The sequence below is a fragment of the Sphingomonas sp. M1-B02 genome, assembly GCF_026167525.1.
In the GTDB taxonomy this organism is placed as follows: Bacteria; Pseudomonadota; Alphaproteobacteria; order Sphingomonadales; family Sphingomonadaceae; genus Sphingomonas.
The window spans coordinates 575,501-596,167 of the sequence record NZ_CP110679.1 but is presented as its reverse complement, the minus strand read 5'-3'; the positions used below and the strand labels follow the sequence as shown (position 1 = coordinate 596,167).

The window sequence follows — 20,667 nt, the reverse complement described above, 5'->3', positions numbered from 1 at the left end:
CGAAAGCAGTTAACGCGATTTTGACCGCTTCCCGATACCGGATGGTCGGGGGGGTATCTCTAAGGGTACCCGGATATGCGTTGTCTTGCGTTCACTGTCCTGCTCGCCGCCGCCTCTTTGTCGGCCGTCCCCGCGCAGGCGCAATCGCTCCTCGATTATGTCGGCCAGTGCGTACCCTTCGCGCGTGCCGCCTCGGGCATCCAGATCTATGGCGACGCCTGGACCTGGTGGGCGCAGGCAGATGGCCGCTATCAGCGCGGGCAGAAGCCCCGCGTCGGCGCTGTGCTGGCTTTCGCCAAGAGCGCGAAGCTGCCGCTCGGCCATGTGGCGGTGGTAAGCCGGATCGTCGAAAAGCGCGTGCTGATGGTCACCCATGCCAATTGGTCCCGCTTCGACGGCAAGCGCGGCCGCCCGGAGCAGGACGTCACTCTGTTCGACGTCTCGCCGCGCGGCGACTGGAGCCAGGTCAAGGTCTGGTATCGCGACACCGACGGGCTCGGCGGCTCGATCTATCCGGCGCACGGCTTCATCTATGGAACGCCCGATCCGGACGCTAGCAAGCAGGTCCGCACCGCCAAGCCATCGCCTGAGCTGACGAGCAAGAAACCCGATTATGTCGGCTCGCTGATCGATGCCTATGCACGCTGACTTGTACGTACCCCGCCACTGACGCATTAGGTTCGCATGCAGGGGGGCAGCCTCGACAGGCGGATAGGATGGCTGCTCGCGGCAGTCGTGCTGCTCGGCTTCGCGCTGCGAATCGCCGGGGCGCAGGGCGCGCTGTGGCTCGACGAGGCATGGTCCGCCAAGCACGCGCACGAAGCGGGCACCCCGCTGGGCGTGTTCCTCAATATCAACCACGACAACAACCACCATCTGACCTCGCTGTGGCTCCAGTGGGTCGGCTTCGATTCGCCTCCGCCGCTCGCCCGTGCGTTGTCGATCGTCACCGGGACTGCCGCGATCCTAGTCGCAGCGCTGATCGGTGCCCGACGCAGCCCATCGCTCGCGGTGATCACCGCCTTGCTTTTCGCCGTCTCGCCCGTCCTCGTGACCTTCGGCTCGGAGGCGCGGGGCTACGCGCCCATGTCGCTCGCCTTGCTGACCGCGATTCTCCTGGTCGACCGTTGGCTGGCAGGCGACGCAGAGCGCAGCCCGGCTCTCGCACTGGCGATAACCTTCTTCCTCGGCGCCTTTTCACAGCTGATCATGGTCTTCGGCTTCTGTGCAATCAGCGGCTGGGTGTTTTTCACGCTGTGGAAGCGCAGCGCGCTCAAGCCCGCGCTCGTCGACACGATCCGGCTGTTGCTTCCATCGGTGATCGCGCTCGTGCTGGTCGCGTCGATCATCGCCGGTGCCGCCGCGGCGCATGGTGGTTTCAGGATCGGCGCCTACGATCCATACCGGACGATCGCCTTGCTCCATGGCGTATCGGAAATGGTCCAGTACAGCCTCGGATTTCCGATCGTCGGCGTCTGGTGGTTCGCTGCGATCCCGATATTGATCGTGCTCGCACCTTCGGCCGGCGTGTCGCGCATCGCGTTCCACCGCCTGGCGATCCTCGGCTTCCCGCTAGCGCTGGTTTTGCTACGAGTGGGCAATGTCGCGCACCCGCGTTATTATCTGCTCGTCGGGATCGCGCTGCTGATCCTGGTAGCGGAGTTCATCTGGCTGGGCTGGCGCGCCGGCGGGTGGAAGCGCTGGCTTAGTGGAGGCGCGCTCGCCGCGATCGCCGCCGCAAGCCTGGTGTGCGATGTCGATCTCGCGATCAACCGTCGCGGCGATATCGGCGCAGCGATTCGCGCGATGCAGGCGCGCGCACCGCAAGGCGCCCTCCTGCTGATCGACCGTGCGCCCAGCATCGCCACGCTCCAGGTCGCGGCGGGTGCCGCCGACTACCCGTTGAAGATTCGGCTTTCTGATTGCACGGGCGCGCGATTCTTCCTGGCCGATCGCTTCAGGGGCGAAGAGCCGCCCGAGCAGATCCCCCTCTGCGGCACCCGCTTCGTGCCGATCGCCGCGGCCCATGCGCACGGCATGTCGGGCACCCACTGGACGCTGTATCAACGCCAGCCCTAAGAGGGCGCATGTTCTTCTCCTTCCTCGACGAGCTGCGCGCTGCGGGCATTCAGGCTAGCCTGAAGGAGCATCTGGTCCTGCTCGAGGCGCTTGACCGCGAAGTCATCGAGCGAACCCCCGAAGCCTTTTACTATCTCGCCCGCGCCACCTTCGTGAAGGATGAGGGCCTGCTCGACCGTTTCGACCAGGTCTTCGCCAAGGTCTTCAAGGGCATTTCCACCTCCTACGGCGTCGCTCCCGCCGACATCCCCGAAGATTGGCTCAAGGCAGTCGCCGAGAAATTCCTCACGCCCGAGGAGATGGCCCGGATCGAATCGCTCGGCTCATGGGACGAGATCATGGAGACGCTCAAGCAGCGGCTCGCCGAGCAGCAGGAACGCCATCAGGGCGGGAGCAAGTGGATCGGCACCGGCGGCACCTCGCCCTTCGGCAATGGCGGCTACAATCCCGAAGGCGTCCGCATCGGCGGCGAATCGAAGCACGGCCGCGCGCTGAAGGTGTGGGAAGGCCGCGAGTACAAGAATCTCGACAACAGCCGCGAGCTGGGCACCCGCAACATCAAGGTGGCGCTACGCCGGCTGCGCCGCTTCGCCCGCGAAGGCGCCGCCGACGAACTCGACATCGACGGCACGATCGACGGCACCGCGCGCCAGGGATGGCTCGACATCCGCATGCGCCCCGAGCGGCACAATGCCGTCAAGCTGCTGCTCTTCCTCGACGTTGGCGGATCGATGGACCCCTTCGTCAAGCTTTGCGAGGAACTCTTCTCGGCGGCGACCAGCGAATTCAAGAATCTCGAATTCTTCTACTTCCACAATTGCCCGTATGAAGGCGTTTGGAAGGACAACCGCCGCCGCCTCACCGAGCGGACGCCGATGTGGGACATCCTCCATAAATATGGCCATGATTACAAGCTGATCTTCGTCGGCGATGCGTCGATGAGCACGTACGAAATCAGCCACCCGGGCGGTTCGGTCGAGCATTTCAACGAAGACCCGGGCGGGGTCTGGATGCAGCGGCTGGTAAACACCTATCCCGCCGCGGTCTGGCTCAACGTCCTGCCGGAAGCGCATTGGGGATATACCCAGTCGATCCGGATCATCCGCGAGCTGATGCACGACCGGATGTACCCGCTCACTCTCGCCGGCCTCGACGAAGCGATGCGCGAGCTGAGCCGCAAGCGTTAGGCGCTCATTCGAGTCCCACGCGCTCCCGCGAATCGTTGCTGATCGTCCGGGCGATCGTATTTGCCTGCGACGAGCCGCGCCCCGTCGGGCGACTCTGATAAAGTCCCTTGAGATAGGATCGGTCGATCTGCGTCGCGCCGGCGGGCGACGCCGTCGTCGGATCGAACAGCGTCAGGATCGTATCCGCCGGCAGACCCGCTTTGGGGGGCCGCGCGCTTGCGAGTGTCCGCATTGCGACATAGTCGCCCAGCTGGGCAAGCGTCTTGCCGAGCATCGCGTCGTCATCGATCACGATCACCGATTGAACGGTTGCCTGCTGGCTCGATAGCTCGAGCATCGACGCCGTCCTCACCTGCAGCACACCCCCATTCATCGAACGACCGTCGAGGCCGCCCGAGCTAATCCCCTGGCCGTCCTCATTGCGCACCTCGACGGCGCTCCAGACATGCACCGGCCCGCTTCGCAGCGCGCGCTTCATTTCCTTCGGGCTGGTTCCGGCAAAGATGGTGGGCAGCGTGTTCCGCATGTCCTTCACAAGCCTGTCCGCATCGGCTGCGACGATGATGATGATGTTCGGCGCACACTTCTCGCCGCCAATCGGTATCCCGGCCTCCTGGGCCATCAGGCGGATGCGCTTCGAGACGATCGCACCATATTCGTCTCCGATCCCGACCATCGTCGGGCAGACCGGCTCGCGAAAGCGCGCGAACTGGCCTTCTACCGTGGTCATCACTTCGCGGATGAACTGCTTGGCCTGGGCGCGGGGGATTTCGGGCTGACCGGTCACCACGATGGGGTCTTCCGGTTTCAGGTCCTGCGCGGCGGCACCGCTGGCGGCCACCAAAGTCCCGAGTGCCGCCCCGAATATCCAGCTGGTCAAATGATTTCGCACGCGCGGTTCCTCACCCGGTGAGCCATATGACTAACACACCTGAACCTGTCTGGAAGCTGAACGGCAATCAGAGTCGTTCGATCGCCCGCTGCAGGCGCCGCAGAACTCCGCCGTCATGCGGTGCCCCGCTTGCGGCTTCGGACGCCAGCGCCATCAGTCGCACGGCGCCGAAGCTTGCCGCCAGCCCCTTCAGGCGCAGTGCTGCCGACGCCCAGCCGTCGGGGCTGTCGGCGCCGTTCATCGCATCGACGCAGCGCTTCACGCCATCGAGAAACGCCTCGCGCAACTCCGCGATCAGCTGGGGTTCGTCGCCCACCGCCGCCGCCAGCGTCGCATCGATTGCACCGGGATCATAAGCCATGGCCGACCTCTACTTCGAACAGGCTTAATCCTTCGTATAGGCCCTATGGTGGTGCGCGAGGATAATGTGGTAAATACGCGCCATGATTGGGGGCAAACCAGCGCAATTCGCCAATGACGCGCAAGCGGCTGGCGACGGGGACTTCATCTTGTCGGAGGCGGCAGTGCCGCGTCGCGACGAGACCATGTTCATCGAGGAGGAAGTGGGGGAAGAGCCGAGTCGCAGCTGGCGGTGGCTCCTTCCCGCCGCGGCCTGGCTGGCGGTCACCGCTTGGTTCGGCGGAATGACCTGGCTAGCTTTGCCCTCGCTTCAGGCGGGGCTAGCCCCGCTCGCGTTGATCCAGCTGATCGCCGCACTGTGTGTGCCCCCTGCCCTCATCGCGATTCTCTACTTGCTCGCGCTGCGCACCAGCCGAGCCGAAGCGCAGCGCTTCGGGGCCACCGCACGCGCGATGCGCGCCGAGGCCGACTCGCTCGAGCGCGTGATCGCCGCACTCGCCCGCAAGGTGGACGAGAACCGCCATTTCCTCGCCGATCAGACGACCGTCCTGATGGCAATGGGCGATCGCGCGGTCGAGCGGATCGAAACGGTGTCGACCACCGTCAGCCAGCAGGCGCGCAGCCTGGACGCGAGCACCCGCACGCTGGGGGATGCCGCGTCGGAGGCGGAGCGGCGAGTCGAAATCGTCCTGTCTTCGCTTCCCAAGGCGCATGAGGAGATGCGCGGCCTTGCCGAGCGAGTCGACGATGCCGGCCTTCTCGCCAGTCAGCGAGCCGCGTCGCTTGATACGCAGCTGACCGCGCTCGCAGAACGGGGTCGCGAGGCGGACCAGATCGCCGGCGGCGCAGCGGAGAGGCTTGCGGCGCACATCGCGCGGATGGAGGCCACCAGCGAGACCGCCGGCGCGCGGCTCGAACAGGTCACCGGCGAGATGTCGATTGCAGTCGACAACGTCCTTGATCGCGCCGCGCACGCCGTCGACCAGGCACGCTCGGGCATCGCCGCGCAAGGCGAAGCGATTCTGGCGATGCTCAGCGCAAACCAGGCCGCTCTCGACCGCGCCGGCCGCGACAGTGCAGAGGCGCTCGGCGAGCGCATCGTCTCGATCGAGGAATCGATCGGCCGGATCGGCGTTCGGCTCGGCGAGGAGCAGGGCCGTGGCGACGCGATGTTCGCGGGGATTTACGCAGGCGTCGATCGCCTGGACCGCGAGCTGCAGGTGCTCCACGCCTCGGGTTCGGATCGCACGCAGTCGCTCGCCGCCTCGATCAGCGCGTTGCACGGGTCGGTAGATGCGATGTCGGAAGCCCTGCGCACCGGCGACTCGCTCGCGCACAAGGTGATCGGCACGTCCGAGGAACTGCTCACCGCACTCGACGCATCGGCGCGCGAGATCGATGAGACATTGCCCGAAGCGCTGGAACGGCTCGATACGCGGATCACCGCGAGCCGCACGATCGTCTCCGGCGCCAAGCCCGAGCTGCTTGCCTTGGTCACTGCCGCCGAGAGCACTCATGACGCCATCGAGGCGATTGCCGACGTCGTCGCGCAACAGCGCGATACGCTGGCCAAGACGCAGGCATCACTGTTGGAGACGCTCACCAGCGGCGGCGAGCAGGCCGCAAATCTCGGCGCGATCGTCGACGACACGATCGCCACCACCCGCCGGTTCGCCGAAACCGCCGCGCCCCAGCTGGTCGAGGCCCTGGTCCGCGTCCGCGAAACGGCCAACGCCGCCGCGGACCATTCGCGCGAAACGCTGGCCTCGATTGTCCCCGGCGCCACCCGCGCGCTCGAGGAAGCCAGCAGCACCGCGCTCAAGCGTGCGATCGACAATTCGGTTCGTCGCCAGATGACAGAGCTCGCCGAGATCACCGAGGCCGCGGTGACCGCCGCGGCACGCGCCTCCGAACGGCTCACCGAGCAGATGCTCGTCCTCGCCGAAACCACCGGCGAGGTCGAGGCGCGGATCGACGCGGGTCGCGCCGAGCGCGAAAAGGCCGATACCGACAATTTCGCACGTCGCACCTCCCTGCTGATCGAGGCGCTCAACTCCGCCTCGATCGACATCGCCAAGGCCTTTTCGACCGAAGTCACCGACAGCAGCTGGGCCGCTTATCTGAAGGGCGATCGCGGCGTCTTCACGCGCCGCGCTGTGCGCCTGCTCGAACCCGGCGACACCCGCGAGATCGCCCGACTCTATGACGAGGATGATCCGTTCCGCGTCAACGTCAATCGCTACATCCACGATTTCGAGGCTATGCTACGCCAGATCCTCGCGCTCCGCGACGGATCGCCGCTGGGCGTGACCTTGCTTTCGTCGGACATGGGTAAGCTCTACGTCGCGCTGGCGCAGGCGATCGAGCGACTGCGGACCTGAAGCTTCAACCCGTCATCCCGGCTTTCGCCAGGATGACGGACGAGGTCAGCGCACCCAGTCCAGCATCTCGGTCGTCACCCAACCGAACACATAGTTCAGATAAAAAATTAGGAAGAGCACCGTCGCCACGATCGTTGTTCGAATGACGACACGACGCGCGCTGAAGCCGTGAGGGGCGCTTTCGGCCTGGCCGGGGACCAGCTCGGCCCCCGCCTCCTGCGAAGTGCGCACCCCGAAGGGCAGCACCAGGAACACCGAAAAGGCCCAGAACAGGATGTAGATGGCAAGGATCGATTGCCAGCGCATCTCAGATTTCCACGATCAACACGTCGACGATCGGCTTCTTGCCCGTGAAGCGGGTCGCCACGCGGCGTACCGCGAGCCGCACCGCCTCGCGCAGCTTGTCCATGTTACGCCCGTCCTTCTTGACCGCCGCCGCCGCCGCGCTTGCCGCTTCATCGAGAAACTCGTCGCGATCCTCTTCCACGGGTATGCCCTGGACCCGCACGACCGGCGATCCCGCCAACCGGCCGCCGCGGATCGCCACCGCCACCGAAACCTGGCCGTAGAGCGCGAGGCGCCGCCGTTCGTTGATCGTCGATCCATCGGCGGGAAGAATCACATCGCCGTCGAGCACCAGCCGTCCGGTCGGCGCCTCGGCGATGCGCTGCGGTGCGCCCGGAGCAAGCCGCCAGACTTCGCCATTCTCCTGGACCAGCGCCGTCGGGATGCCCTGCTCGAGCCCGAAGCGGCGATGTTCGTGCAGATGCCGGGTCTCGCCATGCACCGGGACCAGGATATCGGGCCGGATCCAGCCATACATCGACGCAAGCTCGGGACGCCCGGGATGGCCCGAGACGTGGATGAACGCCTGCCGCTCGGTGACGATCGAGACGTCGCTCTTGGCGAGCTTGTTCATGATCCGCCCGATCGCGACTTCATTGCCGGGGATCTGGCGCGAGGAAAAGACGACGGTATCGCCCTTACCGAGCTTGATGACATGGCTGCCCTCGGCAACGCGGGCCAGCGCCGCGCGAGGCTCGCCCTGCCCGCCGGTCGCGACGATCAGTACGCGCGACGGCGGCAGCGTCATCGCCGTGTCGAAATCGATCGTGTCGGGAAGGTCGCGCAGATAGCCGGTCGCCTTGGCGACGCGGATGATCCGATCGAGCGAGCGCCCCGCCACGCAAAGCTCGCGCCCCGAGTCGCGCGCCACTTCGCCCAGCGTCTGCAGCCGGATCGCGTTGGACGCGAAGGTCGTTACCATCACTCGGCCCTTGGCGGCGGCGATGACCTCGCGAAGCCCCTCGCGCACATCCGCCTCCGACCCCGAAGCCTCGGGATTGAACACGTTGGTCGAATCACAGACCAGCGCGAGCACGCCCTCGTCACCGATCGCGCTCAGCTCCTCAGCGGTCGAAGCACCACCCAGCGAAGGCGCCGGGTCCAGCTTCCAGTCGCCAGTGTGGAAGATCTTGCCATAGGGCGTCTCGATCAGCAGCGCATTGGCCTCGGGGATCGAGTGTGCGAGCGGCACGTAAGTAATCCCGAAGGGCCCGACGCGAAACGCCTCGCCTTCCTGAATCATCTTCAGGGTGATGCGATCGTCATTGCCCTCTTCCTCCAGCTTGCCGCGGATCAGCCCCGCCGTGAACGGCGTGGCGTAAAGCGGCACGCCCAGATCGGCGGCGAGATAGGGCAGCGCACCGATATGGTCCTCATGGCCATGCGTCAGCACGATGCCAACCAGATCGTCGAGCCGTTCTTCGATGAACTGCAGGTCGGGCAGGATCACGTCGACGCCCGGATAATCGGCGTCGCCAAAGGTGATGCCGCAATCGACCATCAGCCACTTGCCCTGCGTGCCGTAGAGATTGACGTTCATGCCAATCTCGCCCGAGCCGCCGAGCGCGAGGAATAGTAGTTCTTTACCGGGTTTCACTTCGTTTCCTTGGAAATGCGGTCAACGGCTGCGTTCCCACAGCATCGCCAACCCTTGTATCGTCAAATCGGGTTCGATCGCGTCGAAGACGTCGGTTCGTTCCTCGAACAATATCGCCAGCCCGCCCGTCGCGATCACCTTGAGCGGTCGGCCTACTTCGTCCTTCAGCCGCGCCACCAGCCCCTCGATCATCGCCACATAGCCCCAATAGATGCCGATATGCATCTGATCGACGGTATTGCGGCCAATCACGCTGGCCGTCTGCGGGGCGGAAATTGCAATGCGCGGCAGCTTCGCCGCTGCAGTCACCAACGCATCGAGCGACAGATTGATGCCCGGCGCGATGATCCCGCCTTTATAGGCTCCGCTATAGTCTACCACATCAAAGGTCGTCGCGGTGCCGAAATCGATCACGATCAGGTCGCCGGGGTGACGGGCATGCGCGGCGATGACGTTGAGCGCCCGATCGGCCCCTAGATTCTGGGGCTCCTCTACGTCGAGATGGATGCCCCACTCCGCCCCCGCCTGACCCGCGATCAGCGCTTCGGTCTTGAAATACTTCTGGCTCAGCACCTGCAGATTGTGCAGCGCGCGCGGCACCACCGTCGCGATGATCACCCCACTCACCGCCGAGCGATCATAGCCCTCCAGGCTCAGCAACTGGCTCAGCCACACCGCATATTCGTCCGCCGTGCGCCGTGGATCGGTCGCGATCCGCCAGCGCGCGCGGATCCTGCCCTCGTCCAGCAATGCGAACACGACATTGGTGTTGCCGGCGTCGATCGCGAGCAGCATCGGCCTCTCCCCTAGAGCAGGAACACGTCGGCGGCGTGAATGACACGCGCCGTGCCATCGGCCAAGCGCAGGATGAGCGCGCCGCCCGAATCGAGCCCGTCGAACAGACCATCGATAGTGCTGCCGTCCGCCAGCCGGGCAGTAAGCGCGGTCCCCTTGGGATGCGCGCGCGCCAGCCAGCGTTCGCGCACCGGCCCCAACCCTTCGCCCCGCCAGCGGGAGAGCCAGCGCTCGAATGCCTCGGCCTGCGTTTCAGCGAAGAGATCGGGGTCAGGCGTCACGCCATGTTCCGCCATGCTTGTCGCGACGCGATCGAGCCCATCAGGCTTGTGCGCGATGTTGACCCCAAAGCCGATCACCACTGCGTCGTCCGCACGCTCGAGCAGGATTCCAGAGATCTTCGCGCTGCCGACAAGCAGGTCATTCGGCCACTTCAACTGAACGTCACCCCGGCGAAGGCCGGGGCCCAGTTGCGAGCTGCCCGATGTCGAGCCCCGACCTTCGCCGGGGAACAGGAACGTGGAAACAGACTCCTCCAGCGCCACCGCCGCCACCAGCGCCAGCGTGGCAGCAGCTGGATCGCTCGGCCGCAGCCGAACCAGCGTCGAAACGTACAAATTACCGACCGGCGAGACCCACGCCCGCCCCTGCCGCCCGCGCCCGGACGTCTGCCGCTCGGCGCGCAGCCACAGCCCCTCGGCCGCACCGCCGCGCGCCAGTTCCAGCACATCGGCATTGGTCGATCCCGTCTCGGCGACGGTCCGGATCGTCACGCTCAGAAGATCGACCGCGCCGCCAGCGTCGTCCAGCCGCCCAGCAGCGGGATCAGCGCATAGCCGAGCGGCGACACGAACACCGCCGCCGCGACGATAAGCCCGCCCTCAACCATGTCGGTCCGCCCCGAAAAGGCCGGTGCCGGCTCGTCGAAATACATCGTCTTGACGATCTTGAGATAATAATAGGCCCCGATCGCCGACGCCGCGATGCCGACCACCGCCAGCGGGAACAGCCCCGCCGCGACCGCCGCCTCGAACACCGCGAACTTTGCATAGAAGCCGAACAAGGGCGGAATCCCCGCAAGGCTGAACATGAACATCGCCAGCGCCAGCGCGAGACCAGGCCGCGTGCGCGACATGCCAGCAAGGCTCGCAATCGTCTCTACCGGCTGGCCATCGGCGCCCCGCATCTGCAGCACCACCAGGAACGATCCCAGCGTCATCACCACATAGATGGTCAGGTAGACGAGCACGCCCGCCACGCCCTGCTCGGTGCCGGCGGCGAGGCCGATCAGTGCGAAGCCGACATTGTTGATCGACGAATAAGCCAGCAGCCGCTTGATATTGCTCTGCCCGATCGCCGCGACCGCCCCGAGCAGGATCGACGCCAGCGCCGCGAAGACTACGATCTGGCGCCAGTCCTGCAGCGCCGGCCCCATCGCCTCGATTGCCACGCGCATCGCCAGCGCTATCGCCGCAACCTTGGGGGCCGAGGCGAAGAAGGCCGTCACCGGGGTCGGTGCGCCTTCATAGACGTCGGGCGTCCACATGTGGAACGGCACTGCGCTCATCTTGAAGGCAAGCCCGGCGAACACGAACACCAGCCCGAACAACAGCCCCATCGAACGCTCGCCGCCCGCATAGGCCGTGGCGATATCGGTGAACATCGTCGTGCCCGAGAAGCCATAGACCAGGCTGATGCCATAGAGGAGGATGCCCGACGCCAGCGCGCCCAGCACGAAATATTTGAGCCCCGCCTCGGCCGAGCGCGTATCGCGCCGCATAAAGCTGGCGAGGATGTAGGCCGAGAGGCTCTGCAGCTCGAGGCCGACATAGAGGCTCATCAGGTCGCCGGCGGATACCATCATCCCCATGCCCACGGTCGAGAGCAGGATCAGCACCGGATATTCGGGGCGCAGGTCGTCGCCCGAGGTCTGCTGGAAGAAGCGCGGTGCGATCAGGATCGCAACAGCGGCGGCGAAGAAGATCAGCACCTTGCAGAAGGCTGCGAACATATCGGCGCGGTACAGCCCGTCGAATGCCTCACCGCCCGCCGATGCCGGCCCGATCAACGCGATCCCGGCACCGATCAGAACTGCAACCGCAGTCCAGCTGACAAGGTTGGTCGACGCCTGGCCACCCCATGCCGCAACCAGCATCAGCGCTATGGCGCCGAGCGACAGCACGATCTCAGGGAGGATCATCAACAATTGAGTAGAATAGGACATCAGTGCGCACCCCCCTGTGCGGCTTCAGCGGGAGCGGCATGGCCTTCGACATGCGCAGGGGCGGCAGCGGGCTTGCCGGCGGTCGGCTGCGAGTCACCCGGAGGCGCCGCGCGCGACAGGCGTTCGACCAGGCGTGCGGTATCCGGACGCATCGGCTTCAGGAAGCTCTCGGGATAAACGCCCATCCACAATACGACTGCGGCGATCGGGCCCAACAGCGCGATCTCGCGGAGCGACAGATCGGGCATCGCCTTCACGTCATCCTTGGTCAGTTCGCCGAACACAACGCGGCGGTACAAGTACAGCATATAAGCCGCACCCAGGATGATGCCGGTGGTGCCTACCAAAGCAGTTAAGGTCGAGACTTTATAGACGCCTGCAAGTCCCAGGAACTCGCCGATGAAGTTGCTCGTGCCGGGAAGCCCGACCGAGGCCATCGTGAAGAGCAGGAACAGCAGGGCATAACGAGGCATGTTGATCGCAAGCCCGCCGTAGCGGTCGATCTCGCGGGTGTGCAGCCGATCGTAGATCACGCCGACGCACAGGAACAACGCGCCCGAAACCAGGCCGTGGCCCAGCATAACCATCATGGCGCCGTCAATGCCCTGCGCGTTGAACGCGAACAGGCCCATCGTCACGATCGCCATATGCGCGACCGAGGAATAAGCGATCAGCTTCTTCATGTCGCTCTGCACCAAGGCGACCAGCGACGTATAGACCACCGCGATGCCCGAGAGCAGGAACACCAGCCACATGAACTGCGCCGAAGCTTCGGGGAACATCGGCAGCGAGAAGCGCAGGAAGCCATAGCCGCCCAGCTTCAGCAGCACGCCCGCCAGGATCACCGAGCCCGCGGTCGGCGCCTGCACGTGCGCGTCGGGGAGCCAGGTGTGGACCGGCCACATCGGCATCTTGACTGCGAACGAAGCGAAGAAGGCGAGCCACAGCCAGGTCTGCACGCCGACCGGGAAGTCATGCTCCATCAACGCAGGGATGCTCGACGTGCCGGCGTCCATCGCCATGTAGAGCATCGCGATCAGCATCACGAGGCTGCCCAGCAGCGTGTAGAGGAAGAATTTGTAGCTCGCGTAAATCCGGTTCGCGCCGCCCCAGATGCCGATGATCAGGAACATCGGGATCAGGCCGGCTTCGAAGAAGATGTAGAAGAGGAACATGTCCTGCGCCGCGAAGGTGCCGATCATCAGCACTTCGGTCAGCAGGAATGCCACCATATATTCGGGCACGCGCTTCTGGATCGCTTCCCAGCTCGCGCCGATGCAGATCGGCATCAGGAACACGCTGAGCATGATCAGCATCAGCGCATAGCCGTCGATGCCCAGCGCCCAGGCGAAGCTCACGCCCTCGGGCTTGCCGAACAAGGCCGCGAACTCGACGAACTGCCACTGCGCGGCGCCCGCGCTCATGTCGAAATTGACCCAGAGCAATATACCCAGGACGAAATCGATCAGCGTCGCGATCAGCGCGATCCAGCGCGCCGACTGCGCGCCGACGAACAGGCATGCCACCGCCGCCAATGCGGGCACGGCGAGCATGAGCGAAAGGATGGGAAAGCCGTTCATTGCCCGATCACCGCGTGATGACCCAGGTGAGCGCGGCGGTAAGCCCGATCAGCATGATGAAGGCATAGGTATACAAATATCCCGATTGCAGCCGGGCAGCGCCGACGCCGCCCCACTGGACGACTTTGGCGAGCCCGTTCGGACCAAAGCGGTCGATGGTCTTCTCGTCGCCCGCCTTCCAGAAGATGCGGCCGATCGCAAACGCCGGCTTCACGAACAGGAAATTGTAGAGCTCGTCGAAATACCATTTGTTGAGCAGGAAGACGTAGATGACGTTGAACTGCGCGGCGACCTTCGCCGGGAAGCTTGGCGAGCGAATGTAAGCCAGCCAGCCGATCAGCAGCCCGCTGAGCATCGCCACCGTCGCAGAGAGCTTCACCCAGGTCGGCACTTCATGCATCGCATGCATCAGATGCGTGTCGAAGGCGATCGCGCCGTTCCAGAAATGCGCGCCCTCCTCCGCTTCGATGAAGAAGCCGTGGAAGACGAATCCGGCGGCAATCGCACCGATCGTCAGCAGGATCAGCGGGATCAGCATCGCGAACGGGCTCTCGTGCGGATGATAGCCCGCCGTGCCGGTTGCCGGCGCGTGATCGTGCGCATGGGGATCGTGGCCGGCATCTTCCTCCGCGGGATGATCGTCATGATGCCCGTGGGCATCGTGGACGGCATGCTGGATATGCTCGGAGCCTGCCCAGCGCGGCGTGCCGTAGAAGGTCAGGAAAATGACGCGCCACGAATAGAAGCTCGTCAGCAGCGCCACGAACACCCCGACCCAGAAGGCGCTCGGCACGCCGGCAGCCCAAGCGGCCTCGATGATCGCATCCTTCGAATGGAAGCCGGCAAAGCCGATCGCCAGATGATTGCCGAATACCGCGGGCAGCCCCACGCCGGTGATCGCCAGCGTGCCCGCCATCATCGCCCAGAAGGTGATCGGGATATGCTTTCGAAGGCCGCCATAGAAGCGCATGTCCTGCTCATGGTGCATCGCGTGGATCACCGAGCCGGCGCCGAGGAACAGCAGCGCCTTGAAGAAGGCATGCGTGAAGAGGTGGAACATCGCCGCGCCATACGCGCCGACGCCGGCCGCGAAGAACATGTAGCCCAGCTGCGAGCAGGTCGAATAAGCGATCACGCGCTTGATGTCGGTCTGCACCGTGCCGACCGTCGCGGCGAACAGGCAGGTCGCGGCGCCGACGAAGGTCACTACGCCCAGGGCCACCGCGCTCGTCTCGAACATCGGCGACAGGCGGCAGACCATGAACACGCCGGCGGTGACCATCGTCGCGGCATGGATCAGCGCGGAGACGGGCGTCGGGCCCTCCATCGCATCGGGCAACCAGGTGTGGAGGCCGAGCTGCGCCGATTTGCCCATCGCGCCCAGGAACAGCAGCAGGCAGATCACCGTCATCGTATCGGCGCGCATCCCCAGGAAGCCGATCGTCGAGCCGGCCATATTGGGCGCAGCCTCGAGGATCGCGGGGATCGAGATCGTCCCGAACACCAGATAGGTCGCGAAGATGCCGAGCATGAAGCCCAGATCGCCCACGCGGTTGACCACGAACGCCTTGATCGCCGCGGCGTTCGCACTCGGCTTGCGGAACCAGAAGCCGATCAGCAGATAGGAAGCGAGCCCGACCCCTTCCCAGCCGAAGAACATCTGGACGAGGTTGTCGGCGGTCACGAGCATCAGCATCGCGAAGGTGAACAGCGAGAGGTACGCGAAGAAGCGCGGCTGATCCGGATCCTCGTCCATATAGCCCCAGCTATACAGGTGGACGAGCGCCGAGACGCTGGTGACCACGACCAGCATCACCGCCGTAAGCGAGTCGACACGCAGCGCCCAGGCGACGCTCATGTCGCCGCTGGTGAACCAGGTGAATACCGGCACCACGGTCGCCTCGGCGCCGCCGTGCAGATAGTCGATGAAGATTGGCCAGGAGAGCGCGCAGGCGGCGAACAACGCGCCCGTCGTCACGATTTTGGGGAAGACCGATCCGAACGCCTTGTTGGACAGGCCGGCGACCACCGCCGCGAGCAGCGGCAGGAAGACGATGAAGAGGATTGGATGCATCAGCCCTTCATCCGATTGACGTCGTCGACCGAGATCGTACCGCGGCCGCGGAAGTAGATGACGAGGATGGCGAGCCCGATCGCGGCCTCACCCGCGGCGACGGTCAGCACGAACATCGCGAAGACCTGGCCGACGAGATCGCCCAGCGCCGCCGAGAAGGCGACGAAGTTGAGGTTCACCGCGAGCAGGATCAGCTCGATCGCCATCAGGATAACGATGAGGTTCTTCCGGTTCATGAAGATGCCGAGCACCCCCAGCGTGAACAGGATCGCCGAGACGACAAGATAATGGGTGACGCCGATCACAATTCGACCCCTTGCCCCGATGCCTGGTTCGTCACGTTGCGGGTCGCATCCTTCGAGCGGCGGTTGATCTGGCGGCTGATATTCTGCGGCCGAACATCGCTGCGCTGGCGATAGGTCAGCACGATCGCACCGATCATTGCGACCAACAGCACCAGCCCGGCGCCTTCGAACACGAAAAGGTAGCGCGTGTAGAGCAGCCGACCGATCGCCTCGATGTTCGGCACGTCCGGATCGATCGGCGCGATGCGGCGACCGAGCTCGATCCCGCCCGCGCTCCACGCGCCGATCGCGATGACGATTTCCGCCACCAGCGCCACGGCGAGCGCCAACCCGACCGCGGCATAGCGCATCACGCCGGCGCGCAGCTCGGCGAAGTCGATATTGAGCATCATCACCACGAACAGGAACAGCACCGCGACCGCGCCGACATAGACGATCACCAGCAGCATCGCGATGAACTCGGCGCCCGCGAGAATCATCAGCCCGGCCGCGTTGAAAAAGGCCAGGATCAGCCACATCACCGAGTGGACCGGATTGCGCGACAGAATCGTCATCGCGCCCGAGGCCAGGACGACGGCTGCGAACAGGTAAAAGGCGAGGACCTGGATCATGCCGATCCTCCCCGGCACGGGGAGGGGGACCAGCCGCAGGCTGGTGGAGGGGGGGCGCCGCAAGCGGTGCGCCGGTGGAGAGCCCCCTCCACCACGTCGCTTCGCGTCGCGGTCCTCCTCCCCGTGCCGGGGAGGATCAAGTCGTGAATCATCGGCTGTCCCACTGTTGCCGCGCGCTTAACGGTACGGTGCATCGGCGGCAAGGTTGGCGGCGAGTGCGCGTTCCCAGCGATCGCCATTCGCGAGCAATTTATCCTTGTTGTAGATAAGCTCCTCGCGCGTCTCGGTCGAAAATTCGAAGTTCGGCCCCTCGACGATCGCGTCCACCGGGCACGCCTCTTGGCAGAGCCCGCAATAGATGCACTTGGTCATGTCGATGTCGTAGCGCGTCGTGCGGCGGCTGCCGTCGTCGCGCGGCTCTGCCTCGATCGTGATCGCCAGTGCCGGGCACACCGCTTCGCACAGTTTGCACGCGATGCAGCGTTCTTCGCCGTTGGGATAGCGACGCAAGGCGTGCTCGCCGCGGAAACGCGGGCTGATCGGGTTCTTCTCGTACGGGTAGTTGATCGTCGCCTTGGGCTTGAAGAAATATTGCAAGGTCAGCCAGTGCGCCTTGAGAAATTCCCACAGCGTGTAGGAGCGGACGATTTGGGCGAAACTCATGGAACGGTCCTTTTGGCCCAATAGACACTGTACGGGACGCCTGGCGTCACGGCGCAACTACCGGTCAACAGCACGCTATACGTGGCCTTTGCGGGAGCGCGGGTGACGTCGCTGTTGGCGAACAGTGCTTGATACCGGCCAGGATTTTCGGCCGCTGGCTTTTCCCCGAACACATGGAGCACGCGCCTTGCCGAAGCCGGGCCAGAGGTCAGTCTAAAAGCCTTGGGCCATGTGCCGGCCGCTTGGTATTGTTGCCCCCTCTCCACGAGGAGATTTTCCCGATCGACAATCAGCGCAATCGGGCTGCCGCGGGTTTCCTTCCGAGCGGCAAGCAGCCGACCGTACCAAACGTATAGCTTGGAGATTTTTGAGCCAGGCTTTGGAGTTGCCTGCGAAGAGTTGGACGGATCGAGCGGACGAAGCTCGCAATCAATGGCCAATCCGGGCTCGCGCAGCTGATCTTGCGCACCCATAGCGGCAAGGGGAAGGATAGCTGCCGCGAGCATCATGCCGGCAACCCCACGCGATCGAGCATCAGATATCCGGACACCAGAAAGACAAAGATGAGACTGAGCGGCAGGAAGATTTTCCAGCCCAGCCGCATCAGCTGGTCATAGCGGTAGCGCGGCACCGTGGCCTTGATCCAGCTGAACACGAAGAAGAAGAACAGGATCTTGGCGAACAGCCAGATGATGCCCGGCACCCAATATAGCGGCGCCCAGTCGATCGGAGGCAGATAGCCGCCCCAGAACAGCACCGCGTTGAGCGTGCACATCAGCAGCACGTTCGCATATTCGCCCAGCCAGAACAGCGCGAACGCCATCGACGAATATTCGGTCTGATAGCCGGCGACGAGCTCGGACTCCGCCTCGGTCAAGTCGAACGGCGCGCGTGCCGTCTCCGCCAGCGACGAGATCAGGAACACGACCCACATCGGGAACAGCAAGGGGTTGAAGCCGAAGCCATTCAGCAGCCCGAAGACATGCCCGCGCTGCTCCTCGACGATGATCGAGAGATTGAAGCTCCCTGCCCACAGTACGACCGAGATCAGCACGAAGCCGATCGCGACTTCGTAGGACACCATTTGCGCGGCGGCACGTAGCGCGGAGTAGAAGGGATATTTCGAGTTGGACGCCCAGCCCGACATGATCACGCCGTAGACACCCAGCGACGACGCCGCGAGGATGTATAGCAGCCCGACATTGATGTTCGCGAGCACCACGCCCGCCTGGAACGGGATCACCGCCCAGACGATCAGTGCCACCGTGAAGGTGATGATCGGCGCCAGCAGGAACAGCCCCTTGTTCGCCGACGACGGGATGATCGTTTCCTGGAGGAACACCTTCAACCCGTCGGCGAAGCTCTGCAGCAGGCCGAAGGGGCCGACCACATTGGGCCCGCGCCGCAGCGCCATCGCCGCCCAGATCTTGCGATCGGCATAGATCACCATTGCCACCGCCAGCATCAGCGGCAGCGCGATCAGCAGGATGCCGGCGATTGTCGCGATGAACCAGGCCCAGCCATAAGGCAGTCCGACGGTATTCTGGAAGAAGGCGGTCATTCGGCGGCCTCCGCATAATCCTGGCCGTGGACCAGCTCGGACGAGCAGCGCTGCATCGTCGGCGAGGCGCGGCAGATCGCGTTGGTCAGATAGAAATCAGCGATCGGATAGGAGACCTCGCCGTTCGCCGCGGCCGCCAGCGCCGGAGGTGCCCAGGCGTAGGAAACGAGCCCCTCCTGCCCCAGTTCGGGCACTTCGGATGCCATCGCCGCGCGCAATTCGTCGAAACTGTCGAACGGCAGCGTTGCCCCGAGCTTGTCGGACAGCGCCCGCAGGATCGCCCAATCTTCGCGCGCATCCCCCAGCGGGAACACTGCACGATCGGCACGCTGCACGCGGCCTTCGAGGTTCACATAGGTGCCATGCTTCTCGGCATAGGTGGCCGAGGGCAGGATCACATCGGCATGATGCGCGCCCTTGTCGCCATGATGACCGACGAACACCTTGAAGCTGCCCGCGAACTTGGCGAAATCCACTTCGTCCGCACCCAGGAAGAAAGCCAGCTTCGGCGACGCGGCAGCCACGTCGGCGATGCCACCCTTCTGCGCGAAGCCGAGCATCAGTGCCCCCATCCGCGCCGCGGCGGTGTGGATCACGCCGAAGCCGTTCCAGGCCGTGCCGTCCTCCAGCGTCCGCACCAGATTTTCACTCGCGGCAAAGGCCAACGCCGCGCCATGCCCTTCGGCCAGCGCACCCGGGCCAAGGATGACCATCGGCCGCTTGGCATTGTCCATCGCCTGCGCGAGCGATTCGGGCAGCTTCGAGAGCATGCCGAGATCGTTGCCGAGCCATTCGACCTTGTAAGTCAGCTCGGTCTCGGGCCCGATCGCAAAAACCTTCGCGCCACGCTTGATCGCCTTGCGCACCCGCGTGTTGATCAGCGGCGCTTCCCAACGGAGATTGGTGCCGGCCAGCAGGACCGCATCGGCCTCCTCGACCCCCGCGATCGTCGGGTTGAACGCCACCGCGCCCAGATTGGTCACATCATAAGACATGCCGGTCTGGCGGCTCTCGATCAGATCGGAGCCGAGCCCGCGTAGCAGCGCCTTGGCCGCATACATCGTCTCGCAATCAAGCAAATCGCCGGCAATCGCCGCGACGCTCGATCCAGCATTGACCGCGGCGATAGCGTCGAACGCCTCGTCCCAGCTCGCCTCAACCAGCTTTCCGTTCACGCGCACGAACGGGCGGTCGAGCCGCCGCCGCACCAGCCCGTCGACATGGTAGCGCGTCTTGTCGTGCGCCCATTCCTCGTTGACGTCCTCGTTGATCCGCGGAAGCACGCGCATCACCTGGCGTCCGCGGCTGTCGAGGCGAATGTTGGTGCCCACGGCGTCCATCACGTCGATGCTCAGATGCTTGCGCAGTTCCCACGGGCGATACTCGAACGCCACCGGCTTATGCGTCAGCGCGCCGACCGGGCAGAGATCGACCGTATTGCCCGAAAGCTCGCTCTTGAAGGCGTGCTCCAGATAGGTCGTGATCTGCATATCCTCGCCGCGATGGATCGCGCCGATCTCTTCCACCCCGGCCACTTCCTCGGCGAAGCGCACGCAGCGCGTGCACTGGATGCAGCGGGTCATGATCGTCTTGATGATCGGACCCATATACTTTTCGGTCACGGCGCGCTTGTTCTCGGTATAGCGGCTGTGCCCGCGGCCATAAGCCAGGCTCTGGTCCTGCAGATCGCATTCGCCGCCCTGATCGCAAATCGGGCAATCGAGCGGATGGTTGATCAGCAGGAATTCCATCACGCCCTCGCGCGCTGCCTTCACCATCGCGCTGTCGGTGCGGATTTCCTGATTGTCGGCAGCCGGCAGCGCGCAACTGGCCTGCGGCTTGGGCGGACCCGGCTTCACTTCGACCAGGCACATCCGGCAATTGCCGGCGATGCTCAGCCGCTCATGGTAACAGAAACGCGGAATCTCCTTCCCCGCAGCCTCGCAGGCCTGGAGCACGGTCGCCCCCTGGGGAACCTCCACTTCTATTCCGTCTACCGTCAGCTTTGGCATG

General features: G+C 64.6%; 19 protein-coding genes. 4 read left to right on the top strand and 15 right to left on the bottom strand.

The genetic code is table 11. The annotated features are described in order from the left end of the window. Positions 1 to 75: 75 nt before the first annotated feature. Genes OKW87_RS02940 through OKW87_RS02930 form a run of 3 tightly spaced genes read left to right on the top strand, consistent with a single transcriptional unit; the run spans position 76 to position 3,266 of the window. Positions 76 to 648 carry a CHAP domain-containing protein gene (locus OKW87_RS02940; protein ID WP_265542169.1) on the top strand — a complete coding sequence of 191 codons (573 nt, stop codon included), beginning with the start codon at positions 76 to 78 and terminating at the stop codon, positions 646 to 648. A gap of 36 nt (positions 649 to 684) precedes the next feature. Further along, entirely contained in the window at positions 685 to 2,079 is a 1,395-nt protein-coding gene (locus OKW87_RS02935; RefSeq protein ID WP_265542168.1) for a hypothetical protein, read from the top strand. Positions 2,080 to 2,087: 8 nt separating this feature from the next. After that, positions 2,088 to 3,266 (top strand): vWA domain-containing protein, encoded by a 1,179-nt coding sequence (locus tag OKW87_RS02930; RefSeq protein ID WP_265542167.1) that lies wholly within the window; start codon positions 2,088 to 2,090, stop codon positions 3,264 to 3,266. Between the two features lie 4 nt (positions 3,267 to 3,270). Here OKW87_RS02930 and OKW87_RS02925 read toward each other — a convergent pair whose 3' ends face one another. Both OKW87_RS02925 and OKW87_RS02920 read right to left on the bottom strand, forming a co-directional pair. After that, a complete protein-coding gene (locus tag OKW87_RS02925) occupies positions 3,271 to 4,158 on the bottom strand; it encodes a hypothetical protein (RefSeq protein ID WP_265542166.1) in 888 nt (295 codons plus the stop codon). Between the two features lie 67 nt (positions 4,159 to 4,225). After that, on the bottom strand, positions 4,226 to 4,519 hold the full coding sequence (locus OKW87_RS02920) for an Hpt domain-containing protein (protein ID WP_265542165.1): 294 nt from the start codon (positions 4,517 to 4,519) through the stop codon (positions 4,226 to 4,228). 148 nt (positions 4,520 to 4,667) lie between these two features. Here OKW87_RS02920 and OKW87_RS02915 point away from each other — a divergent pair, with 148 nt between their 5' ends. Continuing rightward, positions 4,668 to 6,899, top strand: a complete 2,232-nt coding sequence (locus OKW87_RS02915; RefSeq protein WP_265542164.1) for a hypothetical protein — start codon at positions 4,668 to 4,670, stop codon at positions 6,897 to 6,899. Between the two features lie 45 nt (positions 6,900 to 6,944). Here the strand turns inward: OKW87_RS02915 and OKW87_RS02910 are convergent, their stop codons facing one another. The 13 genes from OKW87_RS02910 to nuoG all read right to left on the bottom strand — a co-directional run bounded on the left by OKW87_RS02910 (position 6,945) and on the right by nuoG (position 20,666). Next, positions 6,945 to 7,205 carry a DUF1467 family protein gene (locus OKW87_RS02910; protein ID WP_265542163.1) on the bottom strand — a complete coding sequence of 87 codons (261 nt, stop codon included), beginning with the start codon at positions 7,203 to 7,205 and terminating at the stop codon, positions 6,945 to 6,947. A 1-nt stretch (position 7,206) separates the two neighbouring features. Further along, positions 7,207 to 8,784 (bottom strand): ribonuclease J, encoded by a 1,578-nt coding sequence (locus tag OKW87_RS02905; RefSeq protein WP_265543966.1) that lies wholly within the window; start codon positions 8,782 to 8,784, stop codon positions 7,207 to 7,209. A 78-nt stretch (positions 8,785 to 8,862) separates the two neighbouring features. Then, positions 8,863 to 9,636, bottom strand: a complete 774-nt coding sequence (locus OKW87_RS02900) for a type III pantothenate kinase (RefSeq protein ID WP_265542162.1) — start codon at positions 9,634 to 9,636, stop codon at positions 8,863 to 8,865. An 11-nt stretch (positions 9,637 to 9,647) separates the two neighbouring features. Next, complete coding sequence (locus OKW87_RS02895) at positions 9,648 to 10,409, bottom strand: biotin--[acetyl-CoA-carboxylase] ligase (RefSeq protein ID WP_265542161.1); 762 nt, start codon at positions 10,407 to 10,409, stop codon at positions 9,648 to 9,650. Between the two features lie 2 nt (positions 10,410 to 10,411). Beyond that, positions 10,412 to 11,860 (bottom strand): NADH-quinone oxidoreductase subunit NuoN, encoded by a 1,449-nt coding sequence (gene nuoN / locus OKW87_RS02890; RefSeq protein WP_265542160.1) that lies wholly within the window; start codon positions 11,858 to 11,860, stop codon positions 10,412 to 10,414. Further along, on the bottom strand, positions 11,860 to 13,440 hold the full coding sequence (locus OKW87_RS02885; protein WP_265542159.1) for an NADH-quinone oxidoreductase subunit M: 1,581 nt from the start codon (positions 13,438 to 13,440) through the stop codon (positions 11,860 to 11,862). Before OKW87_RS02885 ends, nuoN begins: the two co-directional genes overlap by 1 nt. A gap of 7 nt (positions 13,441 to 13,447) precedes the next feature. Then, entirely contained in the window at positions 13,448 to 15,514 is a 2,067-nt protein-coding gene (nuoL, locus tag OKW87_RS02880; protein WP_265542158.1) for an NADH-quinone oxidoreductase subunit L, read from the bottom strand. Further along, complete coding sequence (gene nuoK, locus OKW87_RS02875; RefSeq protein ID WP_265542157.1) at positions 15,514 to 15,819, bottom strand: NADH-quinone oxidoreductase subunit NuoK; 306 nt, start codon at positions 15,817 to 15,819, stop codon at positions 15,514 to 15,516. The genes nuoL and nuoK overlap by 1 nt, the downstream gene beginning before the upstream one ends. After that, positions 15,816 to 16,430: an NADH-quinone oxidoreductase subunit J gene (locus tag OKW87_RS02870; protein ID WP_265542156.1), complete on the bottom strand. Its 615-nt coding sequence runs from the start codon at positions 16,428 to 16,430 to the stop codon at positions 15,816 to 15,818. Before OKW87_RS02870 ends, nuoK begins: the two co-directional genes overlap by 4 nt. Before the next feature lie 177 nt (positions 16,431 to 16,607). After that, positions 16,608 to 17,093 (bottom strand): NADH-quinone oxidoreductase subunit NuoI, encoded by a 486-nt coding sequence (gene nuoI, locus OKW87_RS02865; protein ID WP_265542155.1) that lies wholly within the window; start codon positions 17,091 to 17,093, stop codon positions 16,608 to 16,610. Further along, positions 17,090 to 17,602, bottom strand: coding sequence for a hypothetical protein (locus OKW87_RS02860; protein ID WP_265542153.1), 513 nt, complete (start codon positions 17,600 to 17,602; stop codon positions 17,090 to 17,092). Before OKW87_RS02860 ends, nuoI begins: the two co-directional genes overlap by 4 nt. Next, positions 17,599 to 18,654, bottom strand: coding sequence for an NADH-quinone oxidoreductase subunit NuoH (gene nuoH / locus OKW87_RS02855; protein WP_265542150.1), 1,056 nt, complete (start codon positions 18,652 to 18,654; stop codon positions 17,599 to 17,601). The genes OKW87_RS02860 and nuoH overlap by 4 nt, the downstream gene beginning before the upstream one ends. Further along, the gene (gene nuoG / locus OKW87_RS02850; protein ID WP_265542148.1) at positions 18,651 to 20,666 is read right to left on the bottom strand and encodes an NADH-quinone oxidoreductase subunit NuoG; all 2,016 of its coding nucleotides are present in this window, start codon (positions 20,664 to 20,666) and stop codon (positions 18,651 to 18,653) included. The genes nuoH and nuoG overlap by 4 nt, the downstream gene beginning before the upstream one ends. Between the last annotated feature and the right edge of the window lies 1 nt (position 20,667).

Coding starts and splice junctions, on each gene's coding strand:
- OKW87_RS02940 (WP_265542169.1), top strand. CDS start 76: ATGCGTTGTCTTGCGTTCACTGTCCTGCTCGCCGCCGCCTCTTTGTCG.
- OKW87_RS02935 (WP_265542168.1), top strand. CDS start 685: ATGCAGGGGGGCAGCCTCGACAGGCGGATAGGATGGCTGCTCGCGGCA.
- OKW87_RS02930 (WP_265542167.1), top strand. CDS start 2,088: ATGTTCTTCTCCTTCCTCGACGAGCTGCGCGCTGCGGGCATTCAGGCT.
- OKW87_RS02920 (WP_265542165.1), bottom strand. CDS start 4,519: ATGGCTTATGATCCCGGTGCAATCGATGCGACGCTGGCGGCGGCGGTG.
- OKW87_RS02910 (WP_265542163.1), bottom strand. CDS start 7,205: ATGCGCTGGCAATCGATCCTTGCCATCTACATCCTGTTCTGGGCCTTT.
- OKW87_RS02905 (WP_265543966.1), bottom strand. CDS start 8,784: ATGAACGTCAATCTCTACGGCACGCAGGGCAAGTGGCTGATGGTCGAT.
- OKW87_RS02900 (WP_265542162.1), bottom strand. CDS start 9,636: ATGCTGCTCGCGATCGACGCCGGCAACACCAATGTCGTGTTCGCATTG.
- nuoN (WP_265542160.1), bottom strand. CDS start 11,860: ATGTCCTATTCTACTCAATTGTTGATGATCCTCCCTGAGATCGTGCTG.
- OKW87_RS02885 (WP_265542159.1), bottom strand. CDS start 13,440: ATGAACGGCTTTCCCATCCTTTCGCTCATGCTCGCCGTGCCCGCATTG.
- nuoL (WP_265542158.1), bottom strand. CDS start 15,514: ATGCATCCAATCCTCTTCATCGTCTTCCTGCCGCTGCTCGCGGCGGTG.
- OKW87_RS02870 (WP_265542156.1), bottom strand. CDS start 16,430: ATGATCCAGGTCCTCGCCTTTTACCTGTTCGCAGCCGTCGTCCTGGCC.
- nuoI (WP_265542155.1), bottom strand. CDS start 17,093: ATGAGTTTCGCCCAAATCGTCCGCTCCTACACGCTGTGGGAATTTCTC.
- OKW87_RS02860 (WP_265542153.1), bottom strand. CDS start 17,602: ATGATGCTCGCGGCAGCTATCCTTCCCCTTGCCGCTATGGGTGCGCAA.
- nuoH (WP_265542150.1), bottom strand. CDS start 18,654: ATGACCGCCTTCTTCCAGAATACCGTCGGACTGCCTTATGGCTGGGCC.
- nuoG (WP_265542148.1), bottom strand. CDS start 20,666: ATGCCAAAGCTGACGGTAGACGGAATAGAAGTGGAGGTTCCCCAGGGG.